General features: G+C 66.1%; 16 protein-coding genes and 3 pseudogenes. 11 read left to right on the forward strand and 8 right to left on the reverse strand.

Annotation, left to right across the window (positions count from 1 at the left end):
• Positions 1 to 147: 147 nt before the first annotated feature.
• The 4 genes from DIE02_RS32885 to DIE02_RS32900 all read left to right on the forward strand — a co-directional run bounded on the left by DIE02_RS32885 (position 148) and on the right by DIE02_RS32900 (position 4,639).
• Positions 148 to 594 carry a DoxX family protein gene (locus DIE02_RS32885; RefSeq protein ID WP_124524228.1) on the forward strand — a complete coding sequence of 149 codons (447 nt, stop codon included), beginning with the start codon at positions 148 to 150 and terminating at the stop codon, positions 592 to 594.
• Between the two features lie 383 nt (positions 595 to 977).
• A complete protein-coding gene (locus DIE02_RS32890) occupies positions 978 to 1,997 on the forward strand; it encodes an aldo/keto reductase (RefSeq protein WP_124524227.1) in 1,020 nt (339 codons plus the stop codon).
• 17 nt (positions 1,998 to 2,014) lie between these two features.
• Complete coding sequence (locus tag DIE02_RS32895) at positions 2,015 to 2,428, forward strand: SRPBCC family protein (protein ID WP_124524226.1); 414 nt, start codon at positions 2,015 to 2,017, stop codon at positions 2,426 to 2,428.
• A 627-nt stretch (positions 2,429 to 3,055) separates the two neighbouring features.
• Complete coding sequence (locus DIE02_RS32900; protein WP_124524225.1) at positions 3,056 to 4,639, forward strand: aldehyde dehydrogenase (NADP(+)); 1,584 nt, start codon at positions 3,056 to 3,058, stop codon at positions 4,637 to 4,639.
• Between the two features lie 153 nt (positions 4,640 to 4,792).
• Here the strand turns inward: DIE02_RS32900 and DIE02_RS32905 are convergent, their stop codons facing one another.
• Positions 4,793 to 5,701, reverse strand: a complete 909-nt coding sequence (locus DIE02_RS32905) for a LysR family transcriptional regulator (RefSeq protein WP_044847137.1) — start codon at positions 5,699 to 5,701, stop codon at positions 4,793 to 4,795.
• A 101-nt stretch (positions 5,702 to 5,802) separates the two neighbouring features.
• Between DIE02_RS32905 and DIE02_RS32910 the strand changes: the two genes are divergently transcribed.
• On the forward strand, positions 5,803 to 6,822 hold the full coding sequence (locus DIE02_RS32910; RefSeq protein ID WP_124524224.1) for an aldo/keto reductase: 1,020 nt from the start codon (positions 5,803 to 5,805) through the stop codon (positions 6,820 to 6,822).
• A 242-nt stretch (positions 6,823 to 7,064) separates the two neighbouring features.
• Positions 7,065 to 7,260: pseudogene (locus DIE02_RS36240) on the forward strand (IS5/IS1182 family transposase); the annotation flags it as partial.
• Here the strand turns inward: DIE02_RS36240 and DIE02_RS32915 are convergent.
• A complete protein-coding gene (locus tag DIE02_RS32915) occupies positions 7,247 to 7,693 on the reverse strand; it encodes a DUF6196 family protein (RefSeq protein ID WP_124523814.1) in 447 nt (148 codons plus the stop codon). The pseudogene DIE02_RS36240 and the gene DIE02_RS32915 sit on opposite strands and share 14 nt — an antisense overlap.
• A gap of 306 nt (positions 7,694 to 7,999) precedes the next feature.
• Positions 8,000 to 8,788 (reverse strand): DMT family transporter, encoded by a 789-nt coding sequence (locus DIE02_RS32920; protein ID WP_260427905.1) that lies wholly within the window; start codon positions 8,786 to 8,788, stop codon positions 8,000 to 8,002.
• A gap of 244 nt (positions 8,789 to 9,032) precedes the next feature.
• Between DIE02_RS32920 and DIE02_RS32925 the strand changes: the two genes are divergently transcribed.
• Complete coding sequence (locus tag DIE02_RS32925) at positions 9,033 to 9,932, forward strand: LysR family transcriptional regulator (RefSeq protein WP_124489418.1); 900 nt, start codon at positions 9,033 to 9,035, stop codon at positions 9,930 to 9,932.
• On the opposite strand, the pseudogene DIE02_RS36515 reads toward DIE02_RS32925, so the two are convergent.
• The 4 genes and pseudogenes from DIE02_RS36515 to DIE02_RS32945 form a co-directional block, all read right to left on the reverse strand.
• Positions 9,924 to 10,046, reverse strand: a pseudogene (locus tag DIE02_RS36515) (IS5/IS1182 family transposase); the annotation flags it as partial. The gene DIE02_RS32925 and the pseudogene DIE02_RS36515 sit on opposite strands and share 9 nt — an antisense overlap.
• Positions 10,040 to 10,144: pseudogene (locus DIE02_RS36245) on the reverse strand (IS5/IS1182 family transposase); the annotation flags it as partial. The pseudogenes DIE02_RS36515 and DIE02_RS36245, both read right to left, overlap by 7 nt.
• 112 nt (positions 10,145 to 10,256) lie before the next feature.
• The gene (locus tag DIE02_RS32935) at positions 10,257 to 11,198 is read right to left on the reverse strand and encodes a LysR family transcriptional regulator (protein ID WP_124523820.1); all 942 of its coding nucleotides are present in this window, start codon (positions 11,196 to 11,198) and stop codon (positions 10,257 to 10,259) included.
• Between the two features lie 542 nt (positions 11,199 to 11,740).
• The gene (locus tag DIE02_RS32945; protein WP_124523822.1) at positions 11,741 to 12,040 is read right to left on the reverse strand and encodes an H-NS family nucleoid-associated regulatory protein; all 300 of its coding nucleotides are present in this window, start codon (positions 12,038 to 12,040) and stop codon (positions 11,741 to 11,743) included.
• A 393-nt stretch (positions 12,041 to 12,433) separates the two neighbouring features.
• Between DIE02_RS32945 and DIE02_RS32950 the strand changes: the two genes are divergently transcribed.
• Positions 12,434 to 12,829: a hypothetical protein gene (locus tag DIE02_RS32950; protein WP_124523824.1), complete on the forward strand. Its 396-nt coding sequence runs from the start codon at positions 12,434 to 12,436 to the stop codon at positions 12,827 to 12,829.
• A 257-nt stretch (positions 12,830 to 13,086) separates the two neighbouring features.
• Here DIE02_RS32950 and shc read toward each other — a convergent pair whose 3' ends face one another.
• Positions 13,087 to 15,147: a squalene--hopene cyclase gene (shc, locus tag DIE02_RS32955; protein WP_124523826.1), complete on the reverse strand. Its 2,061-nt coding sequence runs from the start codon at positions 15,145 to 15,147 to the stop codon at positions 13,087 to 13,089.
• Positions 15,148 to 15,199: 52 nt separating this feature from the next.
• Here shc and DIE02_RS32960 point away from each other — a divergent pair, with 52 nt between their 5' ends.
• The 3 genes from DIE02_RS32960 (at position 15,200) to DIE02_RS32975 (ending at position 18,219) form a co-directional block, all read left to right on the forward strand.
• On the forward strand, positions 15,200 to 15,934 hold the full coding sequence (locus DIE02_RS32960) for a TetR/AcrR family transcriptional regulator (RefSeq protein ID WP_124523855.1): 735 nt from the start codon (positions 15,200 to 15,202) through the stop codon (positions 15,932 to 15,934).
• Between the two features lie 712 nt (positions 15,935 to 16,646).
• A complete protein-coding gene (locus tag DIE02_RS32970) occupies positions 16,647 to 16,901 on the forward strand; it encodes a hypothetical protein (protein WP_124523828.1) in 255 nt (84 codons plus the stop codon).
• A gap of 145 nt (positions 16,902 to 17,046) precedes the next feature.
• Positions 17,047 to 18,219 carry a 4-hydroxybenzoate 3-monooxygenase gene (locus tag DIE02_RS32975; RefSeq protein WP_124523830.1) on the forward strand — a complete coding sequence of 391 codons (1,173 nt, stop codon included), beginning with the start codon at positions 17,047 to 17,049 and terminating at the stop codon, positions 18,217 to 18,219.
• Positions 18,220 to 18,236 lie beyond the last annotated feature (17 nt).

Genomic DNA, 18,236 nt, shown 5'->3' on the forward strand with positions numbered 1-18,236 from the left:
GCGCGGCGGCCGCCGCGATGTGCGGCTGCGCGAATGCATGCAACGTGCACCAGCATGCGCACGCGAGTGCGTGGGGCAGCGCGCTGCCGACGTCGGACGCGAAGGGCTTCTGGGGCGCGTTCGGCTGTTCGTGCTGGGCGGTCTGACATGTCGACGACGATCGGCCGGTACAGCCCCGCGTGGATCCGTGTCCTGCTCGCGCAGCCGTGGGTCGGCGCGCTGGTCCGGCTTGCACTCGTTTCCGCCTTTCTGATCGGCGGCGTCGCGAAGGCGCTCGACTTCGACGGCGCGGTCGCGGAGCAGGCGCATTTCGGCCTGCATCCGCCTGCGCTATGGGCTGCACTGGCGATTGTCGTCGAGATCGGCGGTTCGCTGTGTGTGGTGTTTCGCCGCTTCACGTGGCTCGGCGCCGGCAGCCTCGGCGTGCTGACCGTCGTCGCGATGCTGGTGGCGAACGACTTCTGGAACCAGACGGGCGCAGCGCGCTTCATGGCGCTCAACGGTTTCTTCGAGCACCTCGGCCTGATTGCAGCGCTCGTCCTCGTCACGATGCTGGGCGATGCCCGGCATGCGCAAGGCGACGGTCGCGCCTGAGGGCATGAGCCGCGCATTGCGACGGAACGCAGATTCGATCACCAGGCGGCTTTTCCCCGTTGCGCCTTTGAAAGAGGCGCAACGGGGATTCCTTTGCGCGACGCGTTGCAGGCGTGCGGCAATTGGGGGCACGCGTGGCGTTGCCCATCGTGCTCACCGGCGAAATCACTTTTGATCTGAAATCACGAATCGGCGGCCGATTCCGTCGCCAGCCTTGTCGGGCGGGGCCGCCGCGCGAACGGACCCTCCGGACGCGATATCCGCCCACCCCTTCAGACCACGTTTTAGACCTCCAGGGACTCAACTGTGTCGAATTCCGTCTTGGACAGACTTAACCCGTCTGCCTAGACTGAACTCGCTTTCCCTCACCCCTGGAGAAAATGATGAGTCTCAAAGACAAGCTGCCCGGTAACAAGATCCTTGGTTTCGGTACTGCCCCGCTCGGCAACATGTTCCGCAACATCCCGGACGCGGAAGCGGCGGCCACCGTCGAAGCGGCATGGCAACACGGCATCCGTTATTTCGATTCGGCCCCGTTCTACGGCGCCGGCCTCGCGGAAATCCGCCTCGGCGACGCGCTGGCGAATCACCCGCGTGACGAATACGTACTGAGCACCAAGGTCGGCCGCGTGATCCTCGACGAAGTCGAGGACGTGTCGGCGCGCGATCTCGGCGAGAAGGGCGGCCTGTTCGAACACGGCCGGCCGAACCGCATCGTCAACGACTACACGGCCGATGCGACGCTGCGTTCGATCGAGGACAGCCTGAAGCGTCTGCGCACCGACCGCCTCGACATCGTCTGGGTGCACGACATCGCACAGGACTTCTACGGCGACGAATGGCTCGCGCAGTTCGAAGTCGCGCGCAAGGGCGCATTCCGCGTGCTGAGCAAGCTGCGTGAAGAAGGCGTGATCAAGGCGTGGGGCCTCGGCGTGAACCGCGTCGAGCCGATCGAGCTCGTGCTCGACCTCGCCGAACCGCAACCGGACGGCATGCTGCTCGCCGGCCGCTACACGCTGCTCGATCACGAGCGCGCGCTGCAACGCGTGATGCCGGCGGCTGCCGCGCAGAACGTCGGGATCGTCGTCGGCGGCCCGTACAGCTCGGGCGTACTCGCGGGCGGCACGCACTTCGAATACCAGAAGGCTTCGCCGGAAATCCTCGCGAAGGTCGAGCGCATCAAGGCGATCGCCACACGCTACGACGTGCCGATCAAGGCCGCCGCGCTGCAGTTCTCGATGTCGCATCCTGCCACCGTCGCGGTGATTCCGGGCGCGAGCCGTCCGGAGCGGATCGCGGAAGACCAGGCTGCGCTGAACGTGGTGATTCCGGCCGACTTCTGGCGCGAAATGCGTGAACAAGGTCTGATTGCGGCCAATGCGCCGCTGCCGACCGATCGTTGATCCGCAAAGGTGATGACATGGCACAGGCCAATGCAAGCATCGAGATCACGGCTTCGGCCGACACGGTCTGGACACTGATCGGCGGCTTCGGGTCGCTGCCCGACTGGCTGTCGTACATCCCGGCGAGCGAGCTGAGCGAAGGCGGTCGCGTGCGCAGCCTCGCGAACCCGGACGGCGATGCGATCGTCGAGCGGCTGGTCGCCTTCGACGACGCGGCACGCAGCTACACGTACGCGATCCTCGACGCGCCGTTCCCGGTCGTGAACTATCGCTCCACGCTGCGCGTGCGCGAGAACGGCGCGAACGCGGCGACGGTCGAGTGGTCGGGCACGTTCACGCCGGATGGCGCGACCGACGACGAAGCGATCCGCCTCTTCCGCGGTATCTACGAGGACGGTCTTGCCGAGCTGGCGAAGCGGTTCACGGCGTGACGGTGTCGTGGCGTAGCGGCGCGATCGCGTGACGGTGTGACGATGTCGCGCGCGGTGGCGCGGGTGCCGGTCGTGTCGGCACCCGCCGGCGCCTTGCGCCGTGGCGGGTTTTCATCCGTGACGACGCGCGGCACCCGCGCCACCGCGCGTGCATCGTCAATCGTCGTATGAACGTGCCGAGCCGTCGTCGGCGGTGCGGTCGCACCGTTCGTCGTCCGGCCGCCGCGGCGGCATGCGATGGACGCGGAACGCGCCCGCATGCGGCGGCGGGGCAACGACCGATAACGCGCGGTTATACCGGTATCACATCCCGTCAATTGTCGCGCGGGGGCGGACTCCGTATGCTGGCCCATTGCGCGGCTTTCCGGCGCATTTCGGACGTGCGCGTCAGTCGGTGCGCCGCCGGCACGCGCTGCGCGCACGGCAGCGCCGGCGCGTGAGCGTGCCGGCCGGCGCACGCGGCGGCACCCGAGCCCGGCATCGAGCGCCCCGCTGCACGGGTTCGAACCGCCCGGCCCACTCACGGCGACGCGACAGGCGCGCCGGCACGACAAACAACACACAACACCTATGCGAGCCCGTGATCGCACGGCGTTCGCCCCCGATCCATCTACAGAGGAAACGAACATGACACTCGCAGGCAACCTGCTGATCGGCTCGCGCGCACGGCGCGGCACGAACGGCGACACATACGCGGTCGACGCATCCAGCGGCGAACGCATGGCGCCGGCCTTCGGCGGCGCGAGCAGCGTCGATCTCGATGAAGCATGCGCGCTCGCCTGGGCCGCGTTCGACACGTATCGCGAAACGCAACCCGAAGCGCGCGCGACGTTCCTCGAGACGATCGCGGCGAACATCCTCGCGCTCGGCGACGAACTGGTCGAGCGCTGCGTCGCGGAAACGGGCCTGCCGCGCGCCCGCGTCGAAGGCGAGCGCGGCCGAACGGTCGGCCAGCTGCGGATGTTCGCCGACGTGGTGCGCGCGGGCGACTACCTCGACGCGCGCATCGATCCGGCGCAGCCGGCACGCCAACCGGCGCCGCGTCCCGACCTGCGCCTGCGTCATATCGGCCTCGGGCCGGTCGCGGTGTTCGGCGCGAGCAATTTCCCGCTGGCATTCTCGGTCGCGGGCGGCGATACGGCGTCCGCGCTCGCGGCCGGCTGCCCGGTGATCGTGAAGGCGCACCCGGCGCATCCGGGCACGTCGGAACTGGTCGGGATCGCCGTGCAGCGGGCGGTGAAGACGTGCGGGATGCCGGAAGGCACGTTCTCGCTACTGTTCGACACCGGCCTCGAGATCGGCCAGGGGCTCGTGCGCGATCGGCGCATCAAGGCGGTCGGCTTCACCGGTTCGCGCCATGCCGGCACCGCGCTGATCGCACTTGCGAACGCGCGGCCCGAGCCGATCCCCGTGTACGCGGAAATGAGCAGCATCAATCCGGTGCTGCTGTTCCCGAACGCACTCGACGCGCGCGGCGACGCGATCGCGCAGCAGTTCGTGCAGTCGCTGACGCTCGGCGCCGGGCAGTTCTGCACGAATCCGGGGTTGATCCTCGCCGTGGACGGGCCGGCACTCGAGCGCTTTACCGCCGCGGCGGCGGAGCGTCTCGCCCAGGCCGCGGCGGCGACGATGCTCACGCCGGGTATTCATCAGGCCTTCGAGCGTTCGGTGGCCGCGCTCGCGCAGCATCCGCAGGTGCGCACCGTCGCGCGCGCGCATGCGCCGGCCGGCGCGTACCAGGGGCAGGGCGCGCTGTTCTCGACGAGCGCGGACGCGTTCCGCGAGTCGAAGGCGCTGCATGAGGAGATGTTCGGCGCGGCGTCGCTGATCGTCCGCTGTCCGGACCTCGAGACGATGCTCGATCTGATCGAGTCGCTGGAAGGGCAGCTGACGACGGCGCTCCATATCGACGAAGCCGACTACGCCGCCGCGCGCACGTTCCTGCCGGCGCTGGAGCGGCGCGCGGGCCGCGTGCTCGTCAACGGTTTCGGCACCGGCGTGGAAGTCGCGCATGCGATGGTGCACGGCGGCCCGTATCCGGCCACCGCGGACGGGCGTACGACGTCGGTCGGCAGTCTCGCGATCCGTCGTTTCCTGCGGCCGGTCTGCTATCAGGACATGCCGGAGGCGCTGCTGCCCGATGCGCTGAAGACCTCGAACCCGCTGGCGATCAACCGGCTGATGGACGGGAAGGTCACGCTCGCGAACTGACACGCGAGCGGGGGGAAGCCGGCATCAGGTATCGCGCATGCAATCGCATGCGGACCGCTGCCGGCGCGATCGATTTCAGCCGCATTCGTGTGCGGGGATGCGGACGGCACGATAGATTCTTTGTCTTTGCCGGCGATCGCGCCCCCCGTCACGTCACTTGACCGTCGCGACCACATCCTCGCCGGTCAGAATCTCGCGAAACACGCCGACCAGCGGCCGCAGGTTGACCTTGTGCCACGCGGCCCACAGCGGCGTGCGATAGCTGAACCACGGCAGCTCGCGCAGCACGACGCCTTCCGGCACCTGGTGACGCAGGCTCTGCTGGATCATCGTCACGCCGAGCCCGGCGGCGACGAGCCCGAGCGCCGCGAGCGGCTCGCTCGCCTCGACGGAAATATCCGGCGAGAAACCGGCCTTCGCGCACGCGGCGACGAACGCGCCGTGACGCGGCGCGCTTTCCTGCTGCGTGACCCCGATCCACGGCTGCGTCGCGAGATCGTCGGCCACAAGCGTCTTCTTCTTCGCGAGCGGATGGCCTTCGGGCAGCGCGAGCAGCATCGGGTCGTTCAGCACGCGCATCGATTCGAGTTCCGGATCGTCGGGCGCGGGCGGCTCGGTCACGAGCGCGATGTCGAGACTGCGCTCGCGCAGGCCTTCGAGCTGCGCGGCGGACGTGTAGTTGTACAGCGCGATGTGGACGGCCGGGCGGTCCGCGCGCAACGTCTTCAGTGCGCGCGGCAGCACGCCCGAGTGCGTGGCCGTTTCCAGGTAGCCGATGCAGAGCCCGCCTTCGTCGCCGCGGCCGAGCCGGCGCGCGAGCGATTCCAGCCGGTGCGCATGGCGCAGGAACGCCTGCGTCTCGCTGAGGAACGTGCGGCCGTCGCGTGTCAGACGAATACGCTGCTGGCTGCGCTCGAACAGCGTCAGCCCGAGCTTTTCCTCGAGCTGCGCGATCTGGCGGCTGAGCGGCGACTGCGAAATGTGCAGCCGTTCGGCGGCGCGGCCGACGTGTTCTTCCTCCGCGACCGCGATGAAATATTGAAGCTGACGGATGTCGAGCATATAAGACCTCGGGGGACTCAACTTTGATGAATTATGTCTTGGACAGACATAACCATGCAACCTAGACTGGACGCACTTTTCCGTGACCTGTGGAGAAATGCATGCGTCTCAAAGCCACGCTGCCGGCCGACAACACGCTCGGTTTCGGCGCCGCCCCGCTCGGCAACATGTTCCGCGACATCCCCGACGACGAAGCCGCCGCGACCGTCGAAGCCGCGTGGGCGCGCGGGATCCGCTACTTCGACACCGCGCCGTCGTACGGCGCGGGGCTGGCCGAGTCGCGTCTGGGCGACGTGCTCGCAGGCCATCGGCGCGACGACTACGTGATCAGCACGAAGGTAGGTCGCGTCGTGCTCGACGAAATGGAAGGCGCGAGCGCGCGCGACTACGGCGAGAAGACCGGGATCTTCGCGCATGGCCGCGCGAACCGGCTCGTCAGCGACTACACGGCCGACGCGACGCTGCGCTCGATCGAGGGCAGCCTGAAGCGCTTGCGTACCGATCGCCTCGACATCGTATGGGTGCACGACATCGCGCAGGACATCTACGGCGACGAATGGCTCGCGCAGTTCGAAGTCGCGCGCAAGGGCGCGTTCCGCGTGCTGGGCAAGCTGCGTGAAGAAGGCGTGATCGGCGCGTGGGGGCTCGGCGTGAACCGCGTCGAGCCGATCGAGCTCGTGCTCGATCTCGACGAACCGCAGCCGGACGGCATGCTGCTGGCCGGCCGCTATACGTTGCTCGATCACGAGCGCGCGCTGCCGCGGGTGATGCCGGCGGCAGCCGCGCGAGGCGTCGGGATCGTCGTCGGCGGTCCGTACAGTTCGGGCGTGCTGGTCGGCGGCGCGCACTTCGAATACCAGAAGGCTTCGCCGGAAATCGTCGCGAAGGTCGAACGCATCAAGGCGATCGCCGCACGCTACGACGTGCCGGTCAAGGCGGCCGCGCTGCAGTTCGTGCTCGCGCATCCCGCGGTCGCGTCGGTGATTCCCGGTGCGAGCCGTCCGGCGCGCATCGCGGAAGATGTCGACGCGCTGAACGCGACGATTCCGGCCGATTTCTGGCGCGAGATGCGCGAGCAGGGGCTCGTCGCCGCGAACGCGCCGCTGCCGATCGATCGCTGATCGGGCCGGTCGACGCGAGTCGATAAAAAATGCCCGCGCAAGCGGGCATCGTCGGGACGGTGCGGTGCGGCGCGCCGTTCGGGCGCGCGCTTGGCCGTTCAATTAGAATCTCTAACAAAATGAACGGATGGGGCTGCCAACCTGTCGCCCGCTCTGCTCACCACTTCGTTGTTTCGCTGACGACGAGACCATGGCAAAACCGATACTCGATGGCGAAATGCGGTCACTGATCCAACCGCTGCGATATTTCGTGCGCGAATGACTGGTTTAGCGCTTGCGTGCCGTTGCGGTCATCGCCGACAAAGGTACGACTCGAACGCCTTTGTGGAGAGTATTCACTCTCCGCGTGCGAAGGCCGTCATCCCGCTTCGCTCGAACAGAAAAACCAAGCGTCGCTATAGCCGCGTGCTGTATCGGATGAGCTTTATCGATGATCGCTCTGCCCCTGAACAAGCCGCTTGACTTCCTCGATCACTTCGTCTGCCAGCGACTCGGGTACGCCCCAGTAATCGAAGATACCGCCATCCGCATGATTCTGTCCGCACGTCACAAATACGCCGGTGCCAAATCGATTCTTGAGATGGGTAGCCAGCCAGCCAACGAAGCCACTATTGTCTGCCCCTGCCGGGAAGTGGAATCGAAAGATGCCGAACTGTTCCTGGTGTGAACCGTCACTCGGCACAAGCTGACTCCACACGTTGTCGTCTCGCACCAAGGCAAGTGCGTCGGCCCGCACAGCGCTTGGGAATTGATCCAGCGGAAATTCAATGAACGTGTACGTGCCGGAGTAAATCCGTAGGCGTGCCTCGGTGATGACTCGTCGAAGGCGACGCTCAGTTTGTTCGACGGTCTCACGTGAAATATCAACCATGTCTACTCCGAGAATGAGGCGGTTACAGGTCAGATCATCAATGCAAGTAGAAACGAACTTCATCCTACCAGCATGTGACGCAATCACCGGCGAATAGTCGCCCGAACCGAGCGGACCGGATAACCCGACAACCCGCACAAATGTAAACAGACCCTGGAGCTGCCCGGAGCAGGCGTTTGGCGGACAGACAGGTCGCTCAACATCACCCTGCACTCGAATCGTCGATCGCGGCCAGCGCCTGCCCTGTCAGTCCGACTCCGATGGCGAGGCGACGAAGCGCATGCCAGCCAAGCCTTGTGGCGCCGGCTACTGCTGCATCACGGCGCCTGCGCTGGCACCGATGACAAACAACGTGCCGATACTTTGCAGCAGGGTCACGGGCTGCCCGAGTACCGCAAATCCGATTGCCGAGGCGATCGCAGGCTCGACGCTCATCAGGATGCCAAACGCCGACGCCGTCATGCGCCGTAACGCAATCATCTCCAGAACATAAGGCAGGAGCGGGACGAGCACGGCGAGACCGGCAGCGTCGATCAATTGCCCGGCCGGAAAATGCCCGCCGCTTTCCGCGAGGCCGAATGGCGCGGTCACGAGCGCCGCGACGATCAGCGACGTGGACAGGCCTTGCAAACCATCGAACAGCGACCCCACGCGCTTCATCATCAGGATGTAGGCGGCCCATCCGAGCGCCGAGCCGAGCGGGAATACGAGCGCCGAAACCGGCACGATCCACATGTCGTCCTGGCGCGCGAGCAGCACGATTCCTGCCAGGGCGAGCGCGGCCCACGCAAGCATCCGGATCTTGCGTACGCCGATGGTCGCGACGCACAGCGGCCCCAAGAAATTGATCGCGACCGCGAGCCCGAGTGGCACGCGCTTGACCGCCTCGAAGAAGCACAGTGTCATGCAGGCCATCGCGCAGCCGAGCGCGATGGCGGCGATCCAGCGCTGCCGGGAATAGCGCCGGACGGGCGGGCGCACGATCACGGCCAGCGCGAAGGCGGCGAAGCACAGGCGCAGCCAGGTCGTGCTGAACGTTCCGTACTCGATCATCGCGGGCCGCGACAGTGCAGCGCCGAGCTGGACGCTGCACATCGACACCACGGCGAACCCGGGCGCCAGAGCCGCTTGGAAGCGTCGTGTCCGCGACGCGCCAAACGACGCATTCGCCGTGAACGCGTCGCGCGCAACCGGTGTGGAAGCGGTCGTGTGCCGGCCGGCCCGGATGCTTCCGGTTTCTTCGTTCATGCAGTGCTCCATGATGGCGATGCGGCGATGGTAACCACGCATGTTCGTTTGGTATAAGCTCGAATTTTTTATGGGCGCTTCAAGAATATTTATGGCTCGGGATCTCGACAGCGGCTTGTTGCGCACCTTTCTGATCGTGGTCGAAACCGGTAGCGTGAGCGAGGCGGCGCAGGCGCTGCATCGCACGCAGGCCGCCGTCAGCATGGCATTGCGCCGGCTGGAAGAATCGGTCGGGCAGCGCCTGCTCGAACGTTCGCCACGCGGCATCAAGCCGACAGCGGCGGGCAGCGTGCTGCTGCCTTACGCGCAGCGCATGCTCGACATCGGTATCGCGGCGCGCGCTGCGCTGAATGCAGGTGAGATCTCAGGGACGGTCCGGCTCGGCCTCCTCGAGGACATCGCTGTTGGCCATCTGCCGCACACGCTGCGTGATTTTGGCGCGTCGTTCCCGAATGTCGCCGTGGAGATCGTCGTCGATTCGAGCAAGGCGCTGTCGCAGGATTTCATGAATGGCTCGCTCGATTTCGCGATCATCGACCCGACGTTCATCCATGCGGAACCGCTCGTGCGGTGGCAGCATCCGCTGTTCTGGGCGGCTGGCCTTGCGTATGACGGAGATGTCCGCCACGGTCCATTGCCGTTCGTCGCATTCGGCGGTGCGTGCCCGTGGCAAGACAGGCTGTATGCGTCATTGCGCGATGCTCGGGTCGCATGGAAAGTCATCTGCACGAGCACGAGCCTGGCCGCCATTCAATCCGCAGTCGAGGCAGGGCTGGGGGTCACGGTCCTGCTCGAATGGAACGTCCGGCGCGATTCGATGCGCGTGCTCGATCCGGCTGCCACCGGATTGCCGCACCCGCCATCTGCGGAATTCGGCTTGTTCAGCCGTGCGGATGGCAGCGATCGCATGTCGGCGGTACAGGCCTTGCAGCGCTTTCTCCTTCGCGAGTTGCGCGATGCCGCAACGCTCCAGGAAGCGCTCACACAATGAGTCTTGAAGCCGTCGCCGGCAGTTGATGCAAGCGGCGATCTTCATGAACGCTTCGTGGATCGCCGCGAGGCGCTCGAACCGGATGTGCAGTCGCCCGAAGTTGTGCAGCCAGGCTGTTGCCAGTCGCGCGGTCTGCGCCAGCAGCTGATGCCCGAGCCGCAGCCCGTTTCCTGCGGAAGCATCTTCCAGGAAATGCCGGACTGCGGCACGAACCCAACGGCATCGCGAACGCGGCGCTGCTGCGTTCGTGATCGACTTCAACCGCTCCGCGTGCCCGACGCTCTACCGCGACATGGCGGCGGCGTTCGGCCGCGTTCTCGCCGATCAAGTAGGCAGCGGCTGCTGTAGCGTCTCGACGAGCATGCGCGCACCGGGTGTCAGGTGCGCGAAGGTGCGGGCCACCACGCCGAACGGCTCGTCGAGCGCGGGGATCGCGACCGGCAGGCATGCGACGAGGCCGAAGCGTTCGCCGAACTCGGCGACTTCGCGCGGAATCACCGCGACCAGTTCCGGGTTCGCCTGCAGCAGCGTCAGTGTCGCGAACGTCGACGCCGTCTCGATCGGATAGCCCGGCACCTCGATGCCGGCATCCGCGAGCGCGCGTTCGAGCGCGAGCCGCATCGGCGTGTTGACCGGATACGCGACCCATTCCGCGTCGGCGAGATCGCGCAGCGTCAGCGCGTCGCGTTCGGCCAGCGCATGCGTGCGCGCGGTCACGACCGCGAGCGGTTCGGACTGCAGCGGGATATGGTCGTAGGCTCCCGGGCGCCGGTTGTTGCCGTTGCGGCAGATCGCGAGATCGATGCGGCCGTCGTCGATCAGGGTCAGCAGGCTCGCGCTGGTGCCTTCGACGATCTCGACCGACAGGTGCGGCTGGCGGCGGCGCAGGTCGGTCAGCGCGCGCGTGAGCAGCGGCACCGCGCCCATGACCACGCCGACGGCCAGATGGCCGCCATGCCCCTGCGTGATCGCGAGCACTTCGGTATGCAGGTGTTCGAGGTCGCTGTAGATGAGGCGCGCATAGCGCGTGACGCAGCGGCCGAGGTCGTTCGCGACGAGGCCTTTCGGTTGCCGCTCGAACAGCGGCATGCCGAGGATGTCCTCGATTTCGCGCAGCACCTTGGTCGCACCGGGTTGCGATATCGCGATTTCTTCGGCGGCCTTGTGCAGCGAGCCGTGGTTTTCGAGCGCGATAAGCAGCTTGAGCTGCTTCAGGCGAAGGCGCGACGCGATGTTCGCGAGAGAGGGAACGGCCAGCGGTTTCATGGCGTCGACCAAACCGAAAGCGGCGATTATAGCCCTGCCGGGCCGAAAACGATCTTGAGGATCGCCAATGCAGAACCGGTCAGCGCGCGTGCGGTGAAGCGGCCCCGCACGCGACGCGGCCCGTGATGTTCGTCGTCAATTACCGTACATGTCGAAGTCGAAGTATTTCGACTGGATCCGGTTGTACGTGCCGTCGCCGTGGATCTGCGGGAGGCATTTGCGCGGATGCGGGATCGGCGCGACGCATGAGCGGGGGAGCGGAGGAGCGGATCGCGATTGCGCCGCACCGATTGGCCGTTGCCCGTCGATCATGCTCGGCCCGTATCGCAATGCAGGCAGGTGTTTGCCCACACGTAGCGGAGTGTTCGGCGTGTTGCGGTTGCTCGGGCGAGCACACAAGCGAGCGTAGGGTGCCACTACGCTCGCTTCAGCGCTCCTTGCGAGCGGCTTCATCGACGCGATGACGTGCATTGCCGAAGCACATGATCGGCGCTCGATGAGCGTGTTGCCGCTGATCGAGCCGCGGCGTTATCCGGAATGGTTCATTCCTGAATCAGGAATCGATTCCGGTTCTTGGCATCCTTGATCCATGCGGGCGCGCGGCCACGGCCTGACCAGGTTGCGCCAGTCTTGGGATCGCGATACTTCGCATTCACGGTCGACGGCTTTTTTGCCGTCGCTCGATCCCGACGAACACCGAAGATGTCTTTTTCGGTAATTCCGTACTCCGCGACCTTGGTACGGATGTCTTCGATTACAGCCTGGAGCTCGGTGAGACGGGCGGTTTCCGCTTTCTCCGCCAGCGCGTCCATTTGAGCCTTCAGTTCCTTGTATGTAGCCATGCTTTCCTCCGCGGGTTGTACTGCAAACATGATATGCGGCTTTTTGCCGAAATGATAATGATTGGCTATGCCTAATTCGCCAAGTTTAAAGCAAATTGAACTTTGGATCTCCCTTGCCTTCGGCGCGAGGAACTGTCCGGCTATCGAATTCTATTTTCATATGATGTGAGTTTCGCTGCCGATCGCACCGCCTACGACTGGAAATCGGCGATGAATCCGTTTGCCATCGTGTTTGGCGAGCGATTCACGCCATCGTCGCGACAAGCAGGTCGATCCTGAGTGTCACCAAAAGCGGAGCGGGACCCGCAGGCTACAACATAGTTACCGAATGGCAACGGAAAGCCGGCAATAACGTCGCGAAACGAAAGATGATCTAAAGAGGACACCTGGTTTATGAACTCCGCCAAAGGCAGCGGGGCCGCTGCGCTTACTCGAACGGCGGACTTTCGTGCTCTGTTGGCGAAATTGCTTTACGAACGGGGCCCGAATTTCGCGCTCGAGGTTCTTGTGGTGACCACGACGCCGGGTTGGGAAGAAAACAGACGAGCGCAAATTTGCGACATCCTTTCAGATGAGGCGAGGCTTGCGGTTATTCAGCGTATGGCGGCAGCGCAGCAGCCTGAAATCGTAGACCAGACAGCGTCCACAACGGTGATTGACGAAATTGCGAGATTTGCTCTGGAATTCCGGATCGAGTCGAAGCGTTTAAGGCAGGGTGCGGCGAAAACGCTCCGTACGAGGATCTTATCTTCCGCCGGCGATCGATTACCTCGCTGTCAGACCGCGTGATCAACCGCTTTTCCCGTGCGTTTTCGCAGCCACGTTGCGGCCGATGATCGTCCGAGAGGGCGGGCATACCCTACATCAGGTAGCAGGACGGGCTCGGCGGAAAGCTTCCGCCGAGCCCGTCCTCGCCGTTCATGTACTCGGCGCGTCACGCGATCGAGCGCGAGGAACGCGCGGCACCTCCCGCGCGCGGGCGGGAAGATCGCGCGCGTTGCCGCTCGAGTTCGGACTCGTGCTTGCGCTCATGCACACGCTCAGGCTCAGGCGAGCGCGGCATCCGTGGTGCGGGAGGCCGACACGCCGGCCCCGCTGGACGAAGACGTACCGGCCAGCGCAGTGCCGGCCAGACGCCGATAGCGCGCAAGCGCCCACAGCGGGAAGTACGCGGTATAGCCGTGATACTTCAGGTAGAAGATGCGCGGAAAGCCCGGAGCATTGTGCGAGCGGTGCCACCAGAAGCCGTCGTCCTGCTGCACCGATTGCAGATACGCGATGCCGCGTTTCACCGAGTCGGATTCGCAGTCGCCGAACGCCATCTGCGCGAGCAGCGCCCACGCGGTGAAGTTCGACGTGCTTTCGCCCGCATTGGTGCCGGCGAGCGCCGGGTCGATGTAGCTGTCGTTCGTCTCGCCCCAGCCGCCGTCCGCGTGCTGACGCGCGCGCAGCCAGGCCAGCGCGCGGGCAATGTACGGCTGCGCGGGGTCTTCGCCCGCGAGCGCGAGCCCGGCCAGCACGCTCCACGTGCCGTAGATGTAGTTCGTGCCCCAGCGGCCCCACCAGCTGCCGTCGGGCTGCTGCGTGCGCTTCACGTAGTCGATCGCGCGCGCGAGCGACGCGCGGTCGGCCGCGCGCTTCGTGACACCGAAGCACAGCAGCACGCGGCCCGATACATCCTCGGTCGGCGGATCGAGCAGCGCGCCGTGATCGGCGAACGGGATCGCGTTCAGGTACATGCGGTCGCAGTCGGCGTCGAACGCCGCGAAGCCGCCGTTGCGCGATTGCAGCCCGCGCATCCAGTCGAGTGCGCGTGCGACGCGCGCCGCATACGGGTGCGAGCCATCCGCGTTGCGGTGCGTGCGGCCACGGCGGTCGAGCATCGCGGTGACGACCGCGGTGTCGTCGATGTCGGGGTAGTACGGGTTCGCATACTGGAACGCCCAGCCGCCCGGTTGCGTGTCGGCGGACGCGTTCTCGATCCAGTCGCCGCGCAGGTCGTTCACCTGGCGCTCGGCGAGCCAGTCGTATGCGCGGGCGATGCATGCGTCGAGTTCATTCTGTGAGCCTGACGGCGCGCCGGCGTCGGGCGCGGCCACGCCACGCGCCTGCTCGAGCGCCATCGTGCTCCACGCGGTGTCCCATACCGGCGACAGGCACGGCTGGCAGTACACGCTGCCGTCGGGCCGCGTGACCAGCAGCTTTTCGAGCGCGTTCTCGCAGTCGCGGCGCAGCGGATGATCGTCCGGGTAGCCGAGCACGTCCATCATCTGGTAGCTGTACACGATCGGCGGAAAGATCCCGCCGAGCCCGTCCTCGCCGTTCATGCGCTCCGCGCACCACGCTTCCGCATGCCGGATCGCACGTTGCCGCAGGCGTTTCGGCAGCAGCGGCTCCACGTGACGCACCACGCGATCGAGCGCGAGGAACGCGCGGCGCATCCCGCGCGCGGGCGGAAAGTATTGGCGTTCCTGGTCGGGCGGCGTGACGAACAGCTCGGGGATCGCGATGTTGCGCGGGTTGCGCGCACGCGCCTTCAGCGAGCACAGCACGAGCAGCGGCACCATCGTCGTACGTGCCCAGTACGCGACCTTGTACATCGAGATCGGCACCCACTTCGGGAACAGCACGAATTCGACCGGCATGAACGGCGCCGCGCGCCACGGCACCTGGCCGAAGGTCGCGAGCAGGATGCGCGTGAACACGTTCGCGCGTGCCGCGCCGCCGAGCTTCAGGATCGCGTCGCGCGCGCGGACCATGTGCGGCGCCTGCTCGCTGTCACCGGCGGCCTTGAGCGCGAAGTACGCCTTCACGCTGCACGACACGTCCGGATCGCCGTCGACGTACAGATCCCACCCGCCATGCGTGTCGAGCCGCTGGATCGCGCGCAGGTAGCGCGCCATCTGCTCCTGGCGCGCGTCGTCGATCTTGTCCATGAAATGCATCATCAGGATGTATTCCGCGGTGATCGTCGCGTCGGATTCGAGTTCGAAACACCAGCTGCCGTCGGGCTGCTGAAGACGCATCAGCGCGTCGCGGCCGCGGGCGATCGCGGTGTCGAGCGCGGACCAGGAGGAGGGGGCGGGTTTATTCATGCGGCGGATCATACCATCCAGCCGGAATGTTTATATCGAGACCACGGGTGCTAACATCGCCGCCATGAAGAAACGCCCCGAACCCGCTTTGCACGACATCCCCGCGCCCGTCGACACGGCCGAATCGGCCGCCCCGCAGGCGTCCGGCGCACCGGCTGTGCCCGGTTCTGAGGCTGATTCCGCGCCCGTCGCCGGCGTGCGGCGTAAAAAGGCGCCGGAACAGGTGCGCGCGCAACTGCTGAAAGCCGCGTCGGAAATCGCGACCCATCACGGCGTGGCCGCGTTGACGCTCGACGCGGTCGCCGAGCGCGCAGGCGTGACGAAAGGTGCGCTGCAGTATCACTTCGCGAACAAGCAGGGCTTGCTCGACGCGCTGTTCGGGCAGGCGACCGAGCGCTTCGCGACGCAGATGGCCGCACGCCGCGCGGCCGATTCGCACGGCGACGGCGCGGCGGCGCGCGCATATCTGCATGCGGTGCTCGACACCGCGCAGCCGGCCGCGAGCACCGACGTGCTGCGCGTGCTGGTCGCGTCGATGATCACCGAGCAGGAGACGCGTGCGCGCTGGTCGGTGCCGATGCGCGAGTGGACGCGGCCGGACCCGGTGCCGCTCGAACGGGCGGCGACGCTGATGATCTGCCGGCTCGCGGCCGACGGGCTGTGGATCTCGGAGCTGCTCGACAGCGTGGAGATTTCGGCGGAACTGCGCGCGGAGATCGTCCGGCAACTCGACCGGATGACCGCGGCCGAGCCCGCGGGCACCGGCACGATCAAGGGGGCGCGCGGCCGGCGCCGCTGAGTATTCGCTCGCCGAACGGCGCGACGAGATCGGCAATACGTCGCACACCCGTCTTCGCGAAGACTGCCTTGCTCTGGCTGCGCACGGTGCGAATCTGTACGCCGTTGCATGCCGCGTGCTCGGCCGGCGCCAGGCCGCCGGCTATGCCGGTCGCGACGGCCGGTTCCGCGCGGGTGAGCGAGAGCGGACGCCGGTGCCGGTGCGCGCGTCGCGCACGAAGCAGTTCGCCGCTCGCGCGTCGGCGAGCGCCATGAGGGCCTCGAGCGCGACGTCCGACTGTTCGGGATCGACGGCGGCCGTGCAGAGCGCCGCGATCGACTCGTCGGCAGCGCAAATCCTCGCGTCCCCGTTCCCCGTTTGCCGCACGCGCTACGTTGCGCGTGTTGCCGCATCGCGTTCGCCGGATCTGGCATGCCGGCGTGTCGCACGGATGCGGTGCGGTCGACTTCTGCAGGCATCCTCAATTTTGGGGATGCCATCGTGAGGCGGAGTGTCTACGATCGGCAACGAAGAGAGGGGCCGTGGACGTGACGCGTGCGGTACGACATCGATCCGACGATATGAAGAAAATCGTCGTGCTGCCGGGTGTTTTTCTGACATACGACGCGCGTACCGTGAAGCGAAACGAGGACGACGCGTCGAGCAAAAGGACCATGCGGCGACGCGCCGATGAAGACAGGCCAGGTGCTCTGTTTCGGGGAGTGGCAAGCACATGCTGACGAGAGACTATGTGGAGCGCGAGCTCTCTCATATCGAGAGAATGGTCGCGCTGCTGGAAAGCGATACCGATACCGGCGCGGCGGTGATGCCGGTTGCGATGCGCGTGAGTCACCCGAGTTACTGGCGCGAGCGGATCGAGGCGCTGCTGGCGATCCCCGGCATGCCGCGCCATCTGACGAAGCTCGGCAATGCGCTGCTCGCGAAGATCGACGGGATGGAGTCGCGGCCGGCGCCGGCGAAGCCCTGAACGGATGGACGCGCGCGGCCCGGGACGTGCCGCGCCCGCCCGCCTGTATCCATTATCGAGATAGTCCATATTCCGGATATCGCGTTGCGGGATAGCACTCGTCGCCGCCACACTTGCGCAAAATCAATCCCAACCGGAGACATTCATGCGTACGCAAGTCGGCATCATCGGCGCCGGGCCCGCGGGCCTGCTGCTTTCCCATCTCCTTCATCTGCGCGGTATCGAGTCGGTCGTGCTCGAGTCGCGCAGCCGCGAACAGATCGAATCCACCATCCGCGCCGGCGTGCTCGAACAGGGCACGATGGACGTGCTGACCGAATCGGGCGTCGGCGACCGGATGAAGGCGGAAGGCGCGCTGCATCACGGGTTCGAACTGGCATTCGAAGGCAAGCGCCGCCGCATCGATTTGACCGAACTGACCGGCAAGGCGATCACCGTCTATGCGCAGCACGAGGTGCTGAAGGATCTCGTGGCCGCGCGCGTGGCGGCCGGCGGCGCGCTGTACTTCAACGTGTCCGGGACGACGGTTGCCGGCATCGAGACCGATGCGCCGTCGATCCGCTTCGTGCACGACGGCGTCGAACAGACGCTCGACTGCGACTTCGTGATCGGCTGCGACGGCTCGCAGGGCGTGTCGCGCACGATGATCCCCGCCGCCTTGCGGCAGGACTACGAGCGCGTGTTTCCGTTCGGCTGGTTCGGCATTCTCGTGGAGGCGCCGCCGTCGTCGGACGAGCTGATCTATGCGCGCCACGAACGCGGCTTCGCGCTTGTCAGCACGCGCTCGCCGAACGTGCAGCGCATGTATTTCCAGTGCGACCCGAAGGATTCCGTCGACCAATGGTCCGACGATCGCATCTGGGCCGAGATGCACGCGCGTGTCGACTCCGCCGATGGCCGGCAGGTCGTGGAAGGGCGGATTTTCCAGAAGAACATCGTCGGCATGCGCAGCTTCGTGTCGACCACGATGCAGCACGGCCGCCTGTTCCTCGCCGGCGACGCGGCGCACATCGTGCCGCCGACCGGCGCGAAGGGTCTCAATCTCGCGGTGTCGGACGTGCGCATCCTGACGTCCGCGCTGCAGGCGTTCTACGACGAAGCGCGCACCGACCTGCTCGACGCCTACAGCGAAACCGCGCTGCGCCGGATCTGGCGCGCCGAACACTTCTCGTACTGGATGACGCGCATGATGCATCGTCTCGACGACGCGTCGCCGTTCGAGCAACGTTTGCAGGTGGCCGAACTCGAGCACGTGACGACATCGCGCACGGCGGCGATGGCGATGGCTGAAAACTACGTCGGCGCGGTCGCGGTCTGACGCGCGGCGATCGAGCG

Origin of the sequence: Burkholderia sp. Bp8991 (assembly GCF_003853795.1) — a bacterium.
Taxonomy (GTDB): domain Bacteria; phylum Pseudomonadota; class Gammaproteobacteria; order Burkholderiales; family Burkholderiaceae; genus Burkholderia.